We start from the raw sequence: 16,134 nt of genomic DNA on the forward strand, positions 1-16,134 counted from the left end.
GTGGCCGGAGTCAGTCGACGGTGTACCCGTGGCTCGTCGGGTCGAGCGAACGGGGCCTGGGCCATCAGGCGCGGACCTCCTCCTCCTCTTCGTCGTCGGCGCGGTCGACGCCGACGTCGCGGGCGAAGCGCGTCAACACCTCGACGGTGACGCGCTCCTTTTCGGCCCCGTAGTCCTTGACGCGTCGGGTGACCTCGGTGACCTCGGTCTCGTTCGGCGCGAACCCGGATTCCTCCAGGCGCTTGCGCACCGAGTGGCGGCCGGTGTGCTTGCCGAGGACGAACTCCCTCTGGGCCCCGACCATCTCTGGCGTCATCACGCCCGGCTCGAACGTGTCGCTGTTCTCGAGGACGCCCGCGGCGTGGATCCCGCTCTCGTGTGAGAAGGCGTTCTGGCCCACAACCGGTTTGTTGCCCGGGACCGGGATGTCGCTTGCCTCCTCGACGATCCGCGACAGTTCGGTGATTCGGGTGGTGTCGATGCCGGTGTCGACGTCGTAGAGCGCCTCCGCCGACATCACGACCTCCTCGAAGGCGGCGTTGCCGGCGCGCTCGCCGATGCCGTTGACCGAGACCTGCGCCTGCGAGGCGCCCGCCTCGAAGCCGGCCATCGCGTTTGCGGTGGCCAGCCCGAAGTCGTCGTGGGCGTGGACGTCGATCCGCGCGTCGGTGTGCTTTCGCACCTCGCGGACCATACTGGCGAAGCGCGTCGGCGTCGCGACTCCGGTGGTGTCCGGGATGTTGACCCAGTCGACGCCCGCCTCGTCGACGGCGCCCAGGATCTCGGCCAGGAAGTCGATGTCGGTTCGGGTGGCGTCCATCGGTGAGAACATCACCTCGACGCCGGCGTCTTTGACCCGTTCGACGCTCGCGACGGCCCGTTCGACGGCCTCCTCGCGGGAGGCGTGCATCGAATCGGCCAGCTGGACGTCGCTCGTGCTGACGAAGACGTGGACCAGCCCGACGCCGGAGTCGAGTGCGGCCTCGACGTCTTTGTCGACGACGCGCGCCAGCCCGCAGACGGTCGTGTTCGTCGCGGCGGCGATGTCGCTCACCGATTCGAACTCGGCGTCGGAGTTGACCGGGAAGCCCGCCTCGATAACGTGGGTCCCCATCTCGTCGAGCGTCGCCGCGATGTCACGCTTCTCCTCGTAATCGAACGAGGTGCGTGGTGACTGTTCGCCGTCGCGGAGCGTGGTGTCGAAAATCCGTACTTCGTCAATCTCGGATTCAGTTATGTGGGCTAATGTGCCCTGGAAGAACTCGACCAGCCGGGGTGTCCGACTGAGCCTCCGTGTCGTGAGACATTGTGTTTGTCCCCTGCCGTGGAACGATATTAAAGCCTTTCGCTGTGGATGGCAGAATCGCGGAACGGCGGCGATAGCGACAGTGGAGTTTCCGAACGGCGGAGTTCGCGTCAACGGCTTAGAGGAGGCCGTTCCGTCGGGTATCGGGCGTCCGTGCCAACCTATCCGCTGATTCCCACTGTCAGGTCAAAGGACCGTGTGATCGCTTCCGATCCGGCGCGATTCCCGCCGAAAATGGGCAGATGAGTCAGCAATCCGGCTCGCGCGCGGCGAGGAGTGGACGAATGTCCACGGAAGTGCAGGCGGTGGCGATCGAGTCCCGGGGTGCAATTGCTCCAAAATCCCCATCCCTCCGGTGTCGGCGTACATTACGTTCTTGTAACGGCTTGCAGGTCTCTCAGGGAATATATGTCAGTAAAAAGGGTTGTTTTAGCACCTATCCCGGAGATGGTGGACTCGTATGGTACAGCGAGAGCAGGCCACAAACAGTCTCCACAGAAACACTGTGGCTGTCGTCATCGCCGCCAGAACGCCGCCCAATCTACCATTCGGGGGGCCCCAGTGCGACGAGTCGGATCGGAAGCAACGCCAGCCCCGGGTGGGCAACACTGCGAACGCGGACCGGTCGGCAGGGGGTCGTCCCCGATGAAACGCCGTGACGCATTGTCTGCTGCAGGGACCGTGTTGCTTGGAGCGACTGTGCCCGGTAGATCTGCGGGTACAACCGACGAAGACGTCTCCGAGTCCTCGATCACGTTCACCCACCAGCGCACGAACGGCACAGCGGTAACAGTAGAGAGAGTCGCAACAGACGTCGCTGCCCGATTCGTCGTCCGTGACTCCGATTCGAATGTGATCGGCGGCGCCACCGAACTGGCGGCGGGGACTGTCCTCGAGGACTACGAGGTGGAGTTGCTGCCGCCGTTATCCGAGACCGAGCGCGTCTCCGCGAACCTCTACGACGCCGACGGCCAGGGCATCGCACGCGAAACGGCGGAGGTACGCGTCGAGAACCCGCCGGAACTCGTTTCCGGGGTGGAGCCGACGTTCGTCGAACCGGACCCCGATTCGGGGTTCAACTACCCGTACTATCTCTACGCCCCACCGCGGGTCGACGACCAGCAGTCCGTTTCGATTCTCGTCCAACCGACCAACAGCGGGCAGGCGACCGACGACTTCGAGGTCCAGAGACAGTCCGCCGATGATCGTATCCGGAACGGAACCTCGCGGACGATCGCTGACCGTCTTGCCGTCCCGTTGCTGGTGCCGGTGTTCCCGCGGCCGAGATCTGAACCCGTCGACTGGCGTCACTACGTCCACGCGCTGGATCGCCAGACGATGCAGATAGACGACGGTCCCATAGAGCGTGTGGATCTCCAGTTGTTGCGGATGGTCGAAGACGCCGGGGACCGACTCGAAAAGCAGTCCTATCCGGTCGACGACCAGCTGCTGCTCAACGGCTTCTCCGCTGCCGGCAACTTCGTCGATCGGTTCACCCTCCTGCATCCCGACCGGGTGCGCTCCGTCACTGCCGGTGGGTTGAACGGAACTGCGATGCTTCCCATCGAGGAAGCCGACGGCCACCGGCTACCCTTCCATATCGGCATCGCGGACGTCGAAGCGCTCACCGGCGACACTGTCGACCTCGAAGCCCTCGATGCCACGAACCAGTTCCTCTATATGGGGGAAGACGATGGCAACGATACGATCCCGTACGACGACGCCTGGAGTCGGGAGATGCGGGAGATCGCGCTCGACGTCTACGGAGAGGATATGGTCGCGGACCGGTTCCCCACCTGCCAGCGGGCCTACGAGGAGGCCGGTGTCGACGCACAGTTCAACGTCTACGAGGGCGTCAGTCACACACCACGGCCAGCCATCGACGACATCGTCGAGTTCCACAGGCGGAGCCTCGATGGCGAGGACGTGACCGATTTCGGGCAGGAACTCGGCCTCCGACCGACGTTCGAGTATACCCCCGAGCACCCGGCGCCGGGTGAGGCGATCGAGTTCGACGCGAGTCCGTCCACCCTCGGTGTCGGCGAAATTCTCGCGTACACGTGGCAGTTCGCCAACGGGGAGACTGCCGCCGGAGAGGCGGTAAGACACCAGTTTTCCGATCCTGGCGAGTACTCGGTGACGCTCCGAGCGATCGACAGCAAAGGCCGTGCTGCGACAACGACAACGAGCATCACTGTCGGCGGGCATTCGAACGCGGGCGCTTCGGAATCAACCGCCGAGACCACCACGCAGTCGTCCCCCGCATCGAAATCAGAGACAACGGGGACACCCGCTGATCCAACCTCGGTAGCAACTGGAACGACCGCCGACTCGGAAGTCGTGAACTCGACAACTGGAGAGACCGAGGGCAGTGCGCCGGGGTTCGGAATCGCCGCCGCCGTCACCAGTATTGGCGGAGCGGTATACGCACTCACCAGTCGGGGAGAAAACTGACGTCCGCCCAGGAGCGAAGCCGTGGGATCCGACGGTCACCTGGACACGACGGAGAGGGTTTCCCACTCGTCGCCCACGCACGGTGGAGCGTGGGGAAGTGAGACGGCTCCGCCGTCTCGTCCTCCCTGTAAAAACCTGTCCCGCTGAGCGAAGTGGGGGCTCGTGAGACGCTTGCGTCTCACGGGGAAACAAAAAGAGACCGACTTCCTCCGCTCGCGGATGCTCAATATACCTGCGGATTGGCCGGCCGATCCTAAGGGTTAGCGACTGGAGAAACACTTACCGTTCGATCCGCAGAGACAGTCACGGTCTGTCCAGCGTACTGGAACTCCACGGAACCATCTGTGTGGCGGCCGGAGAACAACACATCGAGAGCATCGGGATCGATCACCTGGTACAAGGGCGGAAGTTCATCGACTGGCGTCTCCGTCGCGGCACTCACTGCTTCCACGACGAGAGCACTCAAGGCCGCGTCACTCTCGGTCGGGAGGTTCCGTTGTTGTATTTTAGTTGCCATATACTTACCTAAGTGTATATTATATATAAAGTTCCGTCAGACTTTCTCATTAACAGAATTTTCCCGAAATAAACATCCCGCAAACATCAAAACCGGAATCAACGCTGATGTTGCATTCGCGTGTTCCATCTCGCAAGGCTATCGAAACAGTTCCGTGACCTGGTAGAAATTCCGGGGTTCACCACCCAAACGCACTCTAAGAGCTTATTCAGCGAATTACAAGCGGAAGAATCTCCTTGTTGATACTTCTATGACACTCTCACCTATCGAGCGGATTATCCATTTGTGATGATATAATGACGGCGGATGCTCGATAGAGCCGTACCGGAGGCGACATCGGAACGTGAGCCGGCTGGGAAATCAGAGCCGGATGTCGATGCCTCCGGTGAGTTCGGAACGTCCGAATCCTTTTCGTCCCCCTTTCCGTCTACCCGGGTATGAGCGACTTCAATCTGAACCTCTCGGAGGCCGAGGAACATCTCGACGACGAACCGGAAGGCGACGTGGTGCTCGGTATCCTGGACGGGACTACAGAGCCGACGGAGTGGGTCGAGACCGTCGAGGCGGGGAACGTCCTCGTCCTCTCGGTCGAGGGCGACCTCAACGAACTCGCGAAGGGATTTGCTCGCTCGGTCCGGGATATGGGTGGCGGTCTCACCCACTTCCGGGAATTCCTGGTCGTGACGCCCCCGGGAATCGAAGTCAACACCGACCGCCTCTAGGACACCACGGGGATGCCACCGCGGACGGCGGATTTATATCGGTCCTGGTTCTAATCGACGGTGTGAGCGTCAACGTCGAGGTGCGGGTGGACGCCCCGGGCGCCGCGGAGTACGTCGAGGAGACCTGGGACCTCAAAGAGCGCATCCGGGAACGCGAGAACGTGCTCAAGCAGCGCCGGGCCTTCTTCGTCGATGCCTATCGCCGCGCGCGCGATCATCTCCTCTTCGAGAACGACGAACTCGTCGGGTTCGCGTCGGTTCGGCGGGACGGGTACATCCTGTTTCTGGCCGTCGCCCCGGAGTACCGCGGCGAGGGGTACGGCAAACGGCTTGTCGCCGCCGCGCTCCAGGACCACGATTCGATCTCGTGTCACGCGCGAGCGACGAACGAATCGGCGTTGTCCTTCTACGAGCACCTCGGCTTCGAGATCAAGCGCCGAATCTCCGATTACTACGAGGACGGCGGCGACGCGTACTACCTCCGACTGGGCGAGAACTCCTCCCTGCGGGAGAAGTTCGCCGAGTTCTTCCGGCGCTCGGTCGTCGGCGAGTGAGGGGCGCGGCAGAAAGCGGGTCGTGCCTTCAGATGTTTTCGACGCCGTTGTCGGTGATCACTTCGTCGATCAGTTCGACCGGGGTCGCGTCGTAGGCCGGGTTTTCGATCACGACGTTCTCGATCGGCTCCAGGGAGACTTCCGCCGACGAGCGGATCTCGTTTTCGAAGACGAAGCTCCCCTCGACGACCTTCGCCGCCGAGCCGACGACCGTGACCGGGACGTCGAGGTGGTTCGCGGTCGCGACGATCGGGTAGGTGCCGACCCGGTTGTACAGCGTGTCGTCGACGATACAGTCCATCCCGACGACGACCCGATCACACTCCGCGAGGAACGTCCCGGCGGCACCGTCGACGATCAGGTGAGGATCGACCCCGTCGACGTCGGCGAGGCGGCGGGCAGTCTTGCGCCCGAGAAAGCGGGGTCGGGCCTCCGTTACGTACATCGTCAAATCTGCGCCATCGCCCACGGCCCGTTCGACGGCTTCGAGAACGGTCGACGAATAGTCGTGGGTGAGGAACGTCCCACCCGCCTCGAAGAGCGACACTGCGTTGTCGGCCGCGCGGGACTTCCCCTGCTGGACGTCCTCGACGACACGGTCGATCACTTCGTCCAGGAGGGATTTCGCCTCCTCGACGCTGTCCTTCCGATCGACGACGTTCACGACGACCGTCTGGATAGCGTTGAAAAGCGAGGCGTGAGAGGGGTTCGCCCGCTTGAGCGCGCTGGCGTTGCGTTCGAGGTCGCGCTCGAACTCCTCGACGGTGGCGTGATCGCGCTCCAGAAGCTCCGAGAGCGCCCGCGTCGCCTTGACCGCGACGACCGACGAACTGTGCGTCTGCATTTCCCGGATCTCCGCGATCGTCTCGTCGATCATACTGACACGTCGGCGACTCGGGTCAAAGACTTTCCGACGGGACGCCGGGCCGCCCCGGCGGCGACAGTAGTTTTCACACCGTCCCCGGATGTCGGGTCAGGAGATATCCCTGCGGGACAGTCGTTCGATCTGCGTCTTCGTGAGCACGCGGTGGAGCGACTCCAACAGTCCATAGACAGCGAGACACGAAACGAATGCAATCGTCCCGAGTTTGCCACCAGATCCACCCAGATACGGGGCGGAGTATACCAGTATCAGCCCGACAGCGAAACCTGCCAGCGCCATCCAGCGTTCGTCCGGAATCCGGGTCGAGTCGCTCATCCCCGCAAACGAGGCTCCGTAGACTGCCGCTGCCAGGAGTTCGCCAACGGCTGGGAACAGCCACGGGAGTGCAAGCCCGCCAAGTATCCCGACAGTACCGGACGCCGACACCGGTTCAAATGACGATCGGTCGTGGAGTACGAAGGTAGCCACCGCAGCGACGACCGAACACAGTACCACGAGGCCGGCAGTACTCGCCGCCGGCAGCGGATCGCTCAGAAACCACGTCTGTGTCCCAAGGACCGTGAGGGCGGCCCCGACGAAGGCGGTAGTCCCGAGTTTCCCTCCCACCCCGTGAAACACCGGGTTGGCCAGAAGAAAGACCGCGACTGCCAGTACTGCCGCGACGAGGCCCTGCCAGTAGGTCGGAAACAGGGTTGGGGAGGTCATCCCCACGAATGCCCCACAGTAGGCTGGAACGGCAAGCTGACGCCGCACAACGACTGCCGAGAGGCCTGTGAGGCTCGCGGCAACCACCGGGGTCAGTTGCCCCTCGACGACAAGCACGAAGGTTACGAAGCCACCAAGCATAATCGCACCGGCGGTCCAGAAGAGTTCGGTCCGTTCGATCGACTCGATCCCCGGTGCAGCCTGGACGATGCGGAGTTCGACCACGATGCCACGGAGAGCGAAAAGGGCGATCAGGAGGAACAATCCGCCGAGAACGATAGATCCCCCTTCGCGGATGGCGCCCAACACCGCAACTCCCACCAAGCTCATCGCCGGAACTGCAAGGACAAATAATCCAAAAAAGGCCACCCTCCATTGCAGACGACCGGTCATTGATTATGAAAGAAGGTGATGAATGCCTTGGCTATTTTGCTGTGCTGCTGGGGTCGTCGACAGTAATCGGGAAAACGGATCTCCAGATCGGATCCCTCGCGGAGGACGTGCTGTGCATCCTGCACCGTGTCGGAGAAATTCGTCGGATCGGATTCTGAAACGGAAGGTCGAGGACTCGCACCTGTGGGCGTACAGCGACACTTAGTCGGAATCGCGTCCGCCGTCTCCAGCTTCGAATCGCCACGCGTAGCCGAAGACCGCGAGCGCGACGACGACCCAGACCACTGCGCCCACGCGCACCGCGAACTCGACCCGCGCGGCCCACGTGGGGAGCGGAGTCCCGAGCGAGAGCACCGCCACGATCGGCGCGCCGACGAGGATGGTGAGGACGAACGTCGTCTGCATCACCCACCCGTAGTCGACCCCCTCGGGGTCTGTGGTCTCGACTGGTTGCACGTTCGGGCCTTCGTCGGCCGCCCCAAAGCGGTGCCGGTTCGCGGCGGTTAGTCGCGGACTCGACCGACGCGGACGTTTATGTACGATAGCGCGGCCAGCGGTCCTGTGACGTAGGAGCGGTCCCGCGTCGGTCAGCGGTTGCTCGGCACGTCGGCGTGGGAACCAGGCGGGAAACCGTCGCAAAAGCAGCTGTGCCGACTGTTCGCCACAAACGGCTGTGCCGACTGATCGTCACACGATCGGCCACGTCCGTCGGGACAACGAATCCTTTAATCGCTCCGGCGGGAAAGTCGACCCCGTGACGACGGTACGTGACATCCGCGAACGGGCCCACCCCGAGGCAGAACCGGTCACAATGCTGACCGCCTACGACGCCACGACGGCGTCCGTCCTCGAGGAGGTCGGCATCGATATGATCCTCGTCGGCGACAGCGCTGGTGACACCGCCTTGGGCTACGATTCGACGCTCCCGGTGACGTACGACGAGATCCGCTCCCGGAGCGCCGCGGTCGCCCGCGCGGCTGACGACGCGCTGGTCGTGGCAGATATGCCGTTTCTCTCCGTCGGCGTCGACGAAAGCGAGAGCATCCGGAACTGCGGTCGGCTGCTGAAGGAGGCCGGCGTCGACGCCGTCAAAATCGAGTCCGGCGACCACACCGTCGACCTCACCGAGCGGCTGGTGCAACTCGGGATCCCAGTGATGGCGCACGTCGGTCTGACGCCGCAGCGCGTCAAGGAACTCGGCTACGAGAAGCAGGGCACTGGTGAGGGGGATGCCGAGCGGATTCTGGATCTGGCGGTGCGGCACGAAGCGGCCGGCGCGTTCTCGATCGTCCTCGAACACGTGCCCGCGGAGCTAGCGGCGGAGATCACCGCCGAACTCGATATCCCGACGATCGGCATCGGCGCTGGCCCGGACTGCGACGGCCAGGTACTGGTCGTCGACGACGTTCTCGGTCTGAGCGAGCGGTCGCCGCCCTTCGCACGGCGGTTTGCGTCTCTCAGAGAGGAGATGCGCGATGCCGCCGCGGCGTACCGGGAGGCCGTCGAGTCAGGATCGTTCCCTGACGACGGGGCCGACAGCGACGGGGCCGGCGCGACGGACAACGAAGCGTAGGTCCCCGACGCGGCGAATTTGTGGGCGTGGAAGCAGAGCGGGTACGACGCGGCAAATTTCTCCAGTCACAACTCCGCGAGGAACGACCGCACTGCGTCGTTGAACGCCGTGGGGGATTCAAGCATCGCGAGGTGCGCGGCGTCGTCGAGGACAGTTAGGTCACAGTCCGGGAGTTCCTCGCAGAGCGCCTCGTGGTAGTGGACTGGCGTCAGCCGGTCGTACTCGCCGACGATCGCGAGTGCCGGAAGGTCGATCGCAGTCAGGTCCCCGCGCCGGTCGAAGCCGTGGGCCGTCCGGAAATCCCGTTCGAGGATCTCCGGGCCAGTCTTCCGTAGCGCCGCCCGCGAGACGTCCAGCGTGGCGGCGTCGGCGTCGTGAAAGAGGTGATCAGGTTCGTGGAAGAACTCCACGACGCGATCGAAGTCCTCGGAGACCCATCTGAGCAGATCGTCCAGCACGGGCAGTCGCGGGCCCGTCCCCGCGAGAACTACTCCGTCGACGTCGACCTCGCGTTCCAGGAGCGCCGTGATGATGACCGCGCCGCCGAGGGAGTTGCCGAGGAGCACGTCGGGATCGACAGCCTCGGCGACGGCCAGCGTGTCGTCGACGTACGCCGAGAGCGTCTCGTACCCCGGCTCGGCCGCCACGTCGTCGCTCCCGCCGTGCCCGCTGAGGTCGAGAGCGACGAACGGGTAGTCCGACGCCAGCTCCGCTTGGGCGCTCCAAACGCGGTGTGTCCCGCCGCTGCCGTGGACAGCGAGCACGCGCGGACCGCTTGCCCCTCGATCGAACTCCCGGTAAGCGGTCTCCCGACCGTGGTGTGTGACCGTTTCCATACTGAAACGGTAGGTCCGGTGGGAGTATAAACCCCCGATCGGCATCCCCATCGGTCGAATATGGCCGAATCGCAATTCGACCGATCGTTCCGAGTTTCGACCGCTGTCCTGCGATTAGTCTACGAAAGGTTTAAATATGAATGAGACTAACGTGGAGTTAGGAATCACGATGAGTACCAAGCAACTGGCCGGCGAAGACGAGCAGATAGTCCGCCGGTACGAATACGAGGACAGCTGGGTTCTCGCGGCTGAGCTCGGCTTCGCCGACGAGGACATCGACGTCGACGTCGTCGGGGAGACGGCGATCGTCGTCGCCGACACGCCCGAGGGAGTTTCCGAAGCGGAGTTCGAACTCCCCGGATCGGACGCATCGGTCGAGACGAACAACGGCGTACTGACGATCACGGTCGAGAAATGAAGCTCACTGTCAAGCCACTCAAGCAGAAGGACGCCGGGCGCGGCCTGGCGGCGATGGACCGCGAGGCGGCTGCCGAACTCGATCTGGAGGGCGGCGATTACATCAGGATCGAGGGAAAGGGCGGCACCGCAATTGCCCGTGTCTGGCCGGGATACCCCGAAGACAGCGGCACGGGCGTCATCCGAATCGACGGGCGGCTTCGCCAGCAGGCGAACGTCGGCATCGACGACCACGTCGAGGTCGAGAAGGCCGACGTCAAGCCCGCGAAGGCGGTCTCCGTCGCACTTCCGCAGAACCTGCGGATCAGCGGCAACATCGGTGCTCACCTCCGCGATAAACTCGCCGGCCAGCCCGTCACGAAGGGACAGAACATCCGCGTCCCCTTCGGCTTCGGCTTTATGTCGTCGTCGAGTCAGCCGATCCCGCTGAAGATCGCCTCCACGGAGCCGAGCGGCACGGTCGTCGTCACCGACTCCACCGAGGTGTCGATCAGCCAGACGCCCGCAGAAGAGATCGCTGCGGGCGCCGAGGAGGAAAGCGACACGCCCTCGGTCGCCTACGAGGACATCGGGGGCCTCGACAGGGAACTCGAACAGGTTCGGGAGATGATCGAACTCCCGATGCGGCACCCCGAACTGTTCCAGCGGCTCGGCATCGAGCCGCCGAAGGGCGTCCTCCTCCACGGCCCGCCGGGGACCGGGAAGACGCTCATCGCGAAGGCCGTCGCCAACGAGATCGACGCCTCCTTCCATACGATCTCCGGGCCGGAGATCATGTCGAAGTACTACGGCGAGTCCGAAGAGCAACTCCGTGAGATCTTCGAGGAGGCCGAAGAGGAAGCTCCCGCGATCGTCTTCATCGACGAGATCGACTCCATCGCGCCGAAGCGCGGCGAAGCCGGCGGCGACGTCGAGCGCCGCGTCGTGGCGCAGTTGCTCTCGCTGATGGACGGCCTCGACGAGCGCGGCGAGGTCGTCGTCATCGGCGCGACCAACCGCGTCGACGCGATCGACCCGGCACTCCGCCGGGGCGGCCGCTTCGACCGCGAGATCGAGATCGGCGTGCCGGACCGGGAGGGCCGCAAGGAGATCCTCCAGGTCCACACGCGGAACATGCCGCTGTCGGACAACATCGACCTCGACGCCTACGCCGACAACACCCACGGGTTCGTCGGCGCGGACATCGCCAGTCTCACGAAGGAGGCCGCGATGAACGCCCTCCGGCGCATTCGCCCCGAACTCGACCTCGAATCCGACGAGATCGACGCCGAGATCTTAGAGTCGCTGACGGTCACCTCGAAGGACTTCAAGCAGGCCATCAAGGGGATCGAACCCTCGGCCCTGCGTGAGGTGTTCGTCGAAGTCCCGGACGTCAACTGGGAGCACGTCGGCGGCCTCGAGGACACCAAAGAGCGCCTCCGCGAGACGATCCAGTGGCCGCTCGAATACCCCGAGGTCTACGAGGCGATGGATATGCAGTCCGCCAAGGGCGTGCTGATGTACGGCCCGCCGGGTACGGGGAAGACCCTGCTCGCGAAGGCCGTCGCCAACGAGTCCGAGTCGAACTTCATCTCGGTGAAGGGGCCGGAACTGCTCGACAAGTACGTCGGCGAGTCCGAGAAAGGCGTCCGCGAGATCTTCCAGAAGGCCCGCGAGAACGCCCCGACGGTGGTGTTCTTCGACGAGATCGACGCCATCGCGACCGAGCGCGGCAGCAACACCGGTGACTCGGGCGTCTCCGAGCGCGTCGTCTCCCAGCTGCTGACGGAGCTCGACGGGCTGGAGACCCTCGAAGACGTCGTCGTCGTCGCGACGACGAACCGGCCGGACCTCATCGACTCGGCGCTGCTGCGGCCGGGCCGCCTGGACCGCCACGTCCACGTGCCCGTCCCCGACGAGGAGGCCCGCCGGGCGATCTTCGCGGTCCACACCGACGAAAAGCCGCTCGCCGACGACGTCGACCTCGACGCCCTCGCGTCCCGGACGGACGGCTACGTCGGCGCCGACATCGAGGCCGTCTGCCGGGAAGCCTCGATGGCCGCATCCCGGGAGTTCATCAACAGCGTCTCCCGCGAGGAAGTGGCCGAATCGATCGGCAACGTCCGCGTGACGATGGACCACTTCGAGGAGGCCCTCGACCAGGTCGGTCCGAGCGTCACCCCGGAGACCCGCGAACGCTACCGGGAGATAGAAAAGCGCTTCCAGACCAGCGAGGTCGAGCGCGAACCCGAGGCCGGCGTCAGCCGCACCTTCCAGTAGGGGCGGCTGGCTGCGGATAGCCGGGTCCCACGACGATTTTTACGTTTTCGACGCCGAAAGCCGGTCGGCATACGCGATCGCTCGCGGCTCCGTCTTGGAAAACTAAGAAACGATTTTCTGTTTATTTCACCGGAAACGCGGTGTCCCCACCGACTGGTTTCGCCGCTTTCGGCCGGGTCAGTCGTCGCCGTCGAGGACCTCGTCAAGATCGGCGAGAATCTGCTCGGCGTGACCCTCCGGGGAGACGCCCTCGTAGGCGAAGACGATGTCGCCCTCGGGGCCGACGACGTACGTGTTGCGGAAGACGCCGTCGAAGGTGTTGCCGAACATATTCTTCTCGCCGTAGGAGTCGTAGGCCGTCGAGACGGCGCCATCCTCGTCGGAGAGCAGGCGGAACGGGAGGTCGTACTCCGCGGCGAACGGCGCCAGATCGTCGACGGGGTCGTCGCTAACCCCGAGGACACGCACGTCGCGGGCAGCATACTCGTCGTAGGCGTCTCGGAATCCGCAGGCCTCCGTCGTACAGCCGGGCGTGTCCGCTCGCGGGTAGAAGTAGACCACGACGTACTCGCCACGGTACGAGGAGAGCGAGACCGTCTCGCCGTCCTGATCGGGCAACTCGAAGTCGGGGGCAGGGTCGCCGGGATCTAGCATCGTCCTCCCTTGCGCGGTCGGCGGCTTCAAGACGTCGAAGACGCGTTGGGGGGTCGCCCGTACCGTTCGCTGTCGTACGCAGGGGTTCCGTGTCCCGTCCGATTCTTGCCACCGTCTGCCGCTTTCCAGCGCCGCCAAACACAACCGATAATTTCAACGAACGTGAGCGTTCAGGTAGCAGACGATTCGTATGACTACGACAACAGATCTCGACCGAGCGGAAGATCTCAAAGAGCGCGCCGGCGACGAAGAGTTGACCGACAGTGACGTCGAAACGCTGATCGACCTCCTCGACAGCGACGACGAGGAGGCCCGCGGGGTCGCTGCGAAGGCGCTGAGCTCCCACTCGAAGGACCACGCCGCCGGACTCCGGGAGTACGCCCCGGAGTTCCGGTCCCGCGTCACCGAACCGGACCAGGACTCCACGCGGCAGTCGTACCTCGGAGAGACGCTGAGTCAGATCGGTCTCGTCGCGCCCGAGGAGGTGGTGCCCGTCGCGGAGACCCTCTTCGAGTTCACGATGAAGCCGTGGCGCTTCTTCAGTTTCACCGACGCCGTCGTCGCCGCGGCCGTCGATGACGACGAGGTTCTGAACTTCCTCCGCTCGCGGACCGACAGCGACTCACAGCCGGAACGCAACAACGCTCACTACGCGCTCTCGAAGGTCGCAGACGAGGCACCCGGCAGGATCACTCCCCATCTCGCGGAGTTCGTCGAAGTCGTCGACGACGACTCCGAATACCTGAAGATCCGCGGCCACGCGGCCAAGACGTACGGCCTCGCGGCCGCGGAGTCGACGACCGTCCGACCGGAGGGCGACTCGCTGTCGACGCTTCTGGGATCCCGCGAGTCGACCGCCGTCGAAGGCGCGCTGGCGTCTCTGGCCGCACTCACCGAACACCCGTCGATGGATCTCGCGCCGGGACTGTACGACGACCGCCTTGAGATCCTCGCCGCCGGCGACGACGAGGAGGTCTCGCTGTGGTCCGACGACAGAAAGCGCGTCGAGGCGATTCAGGAGTATCTCGCCGGCCGGACGGGTGCCCACACCACAGACTCGGGTGGAGGGCAGGCCGGCGGCGAGGAGACGCAGGTGTTCGACGGGCCCGAAACCACCGAGGTCGCGCCCGCAGACGTTGGTGGCGGGAACGCCTCCGAGGCTACGGGCGGGAGCGGCGCCGAGGCCACGGGCGGGAGCGGCGCCGAGGCCACGGGCGGGAACAGTGCCGAGGCCACGGGCGGGACGGACGTAACAGGCGGACCCGACGCGACGGGCGGGACCCACGCCGACGACGCCCCCGGTTCGACCGCGGTGTCGTTCTGCCCGAACTGCGGCGAAGACCTCAGACAGTGGTCCGAGCCGTCGTTCTGTTCCGGCTGCGGATTCGAATTTCCCTGAGGGCCGCCGCCCGAACTCGACGGCCACGTCGTTTGGCGCGCCCTGACCGGCCGACGGCGACGGACCGAACAGGTAATGAACGGCGAACGACAGGAGAGGACATACAGGAATGCTCCCAGACCCCGCCCCCGGCGTCACGATCATCGACCGCTACCGTCTCCTCGAACGCCTGGGTAGCGGGGGATTTTCGACCGTCTGGCGGGCACGCGACACCGACGAGGACCGCGAGGTCGCGATCAAGGTCTCGCGGGGAACCTCCCACGACTGGGAACAGACCCGGCGGCACTTCCAGCGCGAGTTCGACGCCCTGCAGGCAGTCCAGCGGGCCGGCGGACACCCGAATGTCGTGAGCGCTCACGACGGCCGGATCTCCGAGAACGACGCCTTTCTGGTGACGGATCTCTTGGACGGACCGATGCTGGAGACCGCGGTCGATCGCGGGACGGTCACGCCCGGTATCGACACCGTCCGTGGGATGGGGACCGAGATCTGCGACGCGCTCGCGTTCCTCCACGACAACGACGTGCTCCACCTCGACGTCAATCCGACGAACGTCAGACTCACCGAGCGCGGCGACCCGGTCATCATCGATTTCAACACCGCCGCCACCGCCGAGGGGGACACGACGCTGTTCTACGAGAATCCCTTCAAACCGATCGAACAGACGCCCGACGACGGGAGCGACATCGAGACGGGAAAACCGGCGGACGTCTACGCCTGCGGCCACCTGCTCGCGTACCTCCTGACCGGTGAGGAACACGGCTCCGAGAGCCGCACGTCAGAGACGGTCGATGTCGATTCAGACGCTGCGTCGTGTCCGGAGCGACTGGCAAACGCCCTCCGGCGCGCGACCGCCCGGTACCCCGAGTCGCGCTTCCGCTCCTGCCGGGCCTTCGAGCGAGCGCTCCGAGCGGTCCACCGCGGCGAGACACAGACCGCCCGTCTGGAACACACCGACACCGGCCAGACGTTCGAGGTCCGATCCGGCGACATTCTCGGTCGCGACACCGACGCGGCCGATCTGGTGCTCCCCGACGGAGAGCAGTACGTCTCTCCCGAACAGGCCCGGTTCGAGGCCTGGGGGACCGGCTGGAGCCTTCGGGATCTGAGCACCAACGGGACGTACGTCGACCGCGGCGACGGCTGGAAGCCCGCGCTCTCGGATCGCGGCTTCCGGAAACAGCAGAACGCGGGCGTCGACCGCGGCGCCGACAGTCGGCAACCGCCACGCCGACAGCGACTGACCGACGGCACCCTCGTGCGTCCGGTCGCGCCGGAGTTCGAGCTGACGCTGCGGTTCCACGAGGAGTGATACTGATTACTCTCGTCTCTTCCCGCCGAGCGCCGTCAACGGGGGTGGTGCTCGGCGGTAAAACGTGAGAGTAACCAGTATGACGAATCACCCTCTCGGATCACCACGGCGAAGTGCTCCCGTGACCGGATTTCGCGCTGCGAGCCCACA

The 16,134-nt window shown here is 64.7% G+C and carries 15 protein-coding genes; 8 read left to right on the forward strand and 7 right to left on the reverse strand.

Features of this window, described 5'->3' with window-relative positions:
• Positions 1 to 64: 64 nt before the first annotated feature.
• Entirely contained in the window at positions 65 to 1,336 is a 1,272-nt protein-coding gene (locus tag RJT48_RS07030) for a LeuA family protein (RefSeq protein WP_345784741.1), read from the reverse strand.
• Positions 1,337 to 1,951: 615 nt separating this feature from the next.
• On the opposite strand from RJT48_RS07030, the gene RJT48_RS07035 reads away from it, so the two are divergent.
• Positions 1,952 to 3,760 (forward strand): PKD domain-containing protein, encoded by a 1,809-nt coding sequence (locus tag RJT48_RS07035; protein ID WP_311171562.1) that lies wholly within the window; start codon positions 1,952 to 1,954, stop codon positions 3,758 to 3,760.
• A 253-nt stretch (positions 3,761 to 4,013) separates the two neighbouring features.
• Here RJT48_RS07035 and ddfA read toward each other — a convergent pair whose 3' ends face one another.
• Positions 4,014 to 4,277: a DdfA family disk-determining factor gene (gene ddfA, locus RJT48_RS07040; RefSeq protein WP_311171563.1), complete on the reverse strand. Its 264-nt coding sequence runs from the start codon at positions 4,275 to 4,277 to the stop codon at positions 4,014 to 4,016.
• Positions 4,278 to 4,714: 437 nt separating this feature from the next.
• On the opposite strand from ddfA, the gene RJT48_RS07045 reads away from it, so the two are divergent.
• Together RJT48_RS07045 and RJT48_RS07050 are read left to right on the forward strand one after the other, a co-directional pair.
• Positions 4,715 to 4,999: a DUF5779 family protein gene (locus tag RJT48_RS07045; protein WP_311171564.1), complete on the forward strand. Its 285-nt coding sequence runs from the start codon at positions 4,715 to 4,717 to the stop codon at positions 4,997 to 4,999.
• A 62-nt stretch (positions 5,000 to 5,061) separates the two neighbouring features.
• Positions 5,062 to 5,553, forward strand: a complete 492-nt coding sequence (locus RJT48_RS07050; RefSeq protein ID WP_311171565.1) for a GNAT family N-acetyltransferase — start codon at positions 5,062 to 5,064, stop codon at positions 5,551 to 5,553.
• Positions 5,554 to 5,581: 28 nt separating this feature from the next.
• On the opposite strand, the gene RJT48_RS07055 is transcribed toward RJT48_RS07050, so the two are convergent.
• From RJT48_RS07055 to RJT48_RS07065, 3 genes are all read right to left on the reverse strand, one after another.
• A complete protein-coding gene (locus RJT48_RS07055) occupies positions 5,582 to 6,430 on the reverse strand; it encodes an eIF2B alpha/beta/delta subunit family protein (protein WP_311171566.1) in 849 nt (282 codons plus the stop codon).
• Positions 6,431 to 6,526: 96 nt separating this feature from the next.
• Complete coding sequence (locus RJT48_RS07060) at positions 6,527 to 7,471, reverse strand: hypothetical protein (RefSeq protein ID WP_311171567.1); 945 nt, start codon at positions 7,469 to 7,471, stop codon at positions 6,527 to 6,529.
• A gap of 264 nt (positions 7,472 to 7,735) precedes the next feature.
• Positions 7,736 to 7,939, reverse strand: a complete 204-nt coding sequence (locus RJT48_RS07065; RefSeq protein WP_345784742.1) for a DUF5822 domain-containing protein — start codon at positions 7,937 to 7,939, stop codon at positions 7,736 to 7,738.
• Positions 7,940 to 8,288: 349 nt separating this feature from the next.
• Between RJT48_RS07065 and panB the strand changes: the two genes are divergently transcribed.
• Complete coding sequence (gene panB / locus RJT48_RS07070) at positions 8,289 to 9,107, forward strand: 3-methyl-2-oxobutanoate hydroxymethyltransferase (protein ID WP_311171569.1); 819 nt, start codon at positions 8,289 to 8,291, stop codon at positions 9,105 to 9,107.
• A 65-nt stretch (positions 9,108 to 9,172) separates the two neighbouring features.
• On the opposite strand, the gene RJT48_RS07075 is transcribed toward panB, so the two are convergent.
• The gene (locus tag RJT48_RS07075; protein WP_311171570.1) at positions 9,173 to 9,943 is read right to left on the reverse strand and encodes an alpha/beta fold hydrolase; all 771 of its coding nucleotides are present in this window, start codon (positions 9,941 to 9,943) and stop codon (positions 9,173 to 9,175) included.
• Between the two features lie 169 nt (positions 9,944 to 10,112).
• Between RJT48_RS07075 and RJT48_RS07080 the strand changes: the two genes are divergently transcribed.
• Together RJT48_RS07080 and RJT48_RS07085 are read left to right on the forward strand one after the other, a co-directional pair.
• A complete protein-coding gene (locus RJT48_RS07080) occupies positions 10,113 to 10,361 on the forward strand; it encodes an Hsp20/alpha crystallin family protein (RefSeq protein ID WP_311171964.1) in 249 nt (82 codons plus the stop codon).
• Entirely contained in the window at positions 10,358 to 12,619 is a 2,262-nt protein-coding gene (locus RJT48_RS07085; RefSeq protein WP_311171571.1) for a CDC48 family AAA ATPase, read from the forward strand. Before RJT48_RS07080 ends, RJT48_RS07085 begins: the two co-directional genes overlap by 4 nt.
• Before the next feature lie 177 nt (positions 12,620 to 12,796).
• On the opposite strand, the gene bcp is transcribed toward RJT48_RS07085, so the two are convergent.
• Positions 12,797 to 13,273, reverse strand: coding sequence for a thioredoxin-dependent thiol peroxidase (gene bcp / locus RJT48_RS07090; protein ID WP_311171572.1), 477 nt, complete (start codon positions 13,271 to 13,273; stop codon positions 12,797 to 12,799).
• A 190-nt stretch (positions 13,274 to 13,463) separates the two neighbouring features.
• Between bcp and RJT48_RS07095 the strand changes: the two genes are divergently transcribed.
• Together RJT48_RS07095 and RJT48_RS07100 are read left to right on the forward strand one after the other, a co-directional pair.
• Positions 13,464 to 14,672: a hypothetical protein gene (locus RJT48_RS07095; RefSeq protein ID WP_311171573.1), complete on the forward strand. Its 1,209-nt coding sequence runs from the start codon at positions 13,464 to 13,466 to the stop codon at positions 14,670 to 14,672.
• Between the two features lie 109 nt (positions 14,673 to 14,781).
• Entirely contained in the window at positions 14,782 to 15,984 is a 1,203-nt protein-coding gene (locus RJT48_RS07100) for a protein kinase domain-containing protein (RefSeq protein ID WP_311171574.1), read from the forward strand.
• The last annotated feature ends 150 nt before the right edge of the window (positions 15,985 to 16,134 follow it).

The organism is Halobellus ordinarius (assembly GCF_031823395.1).
Classification (GTDB): Archaea; Halobacteriota; Halobacteria; order Halobacteriales; family Haloferacaceae; genus Haloquadratum; species Haloquadratum ordinarius.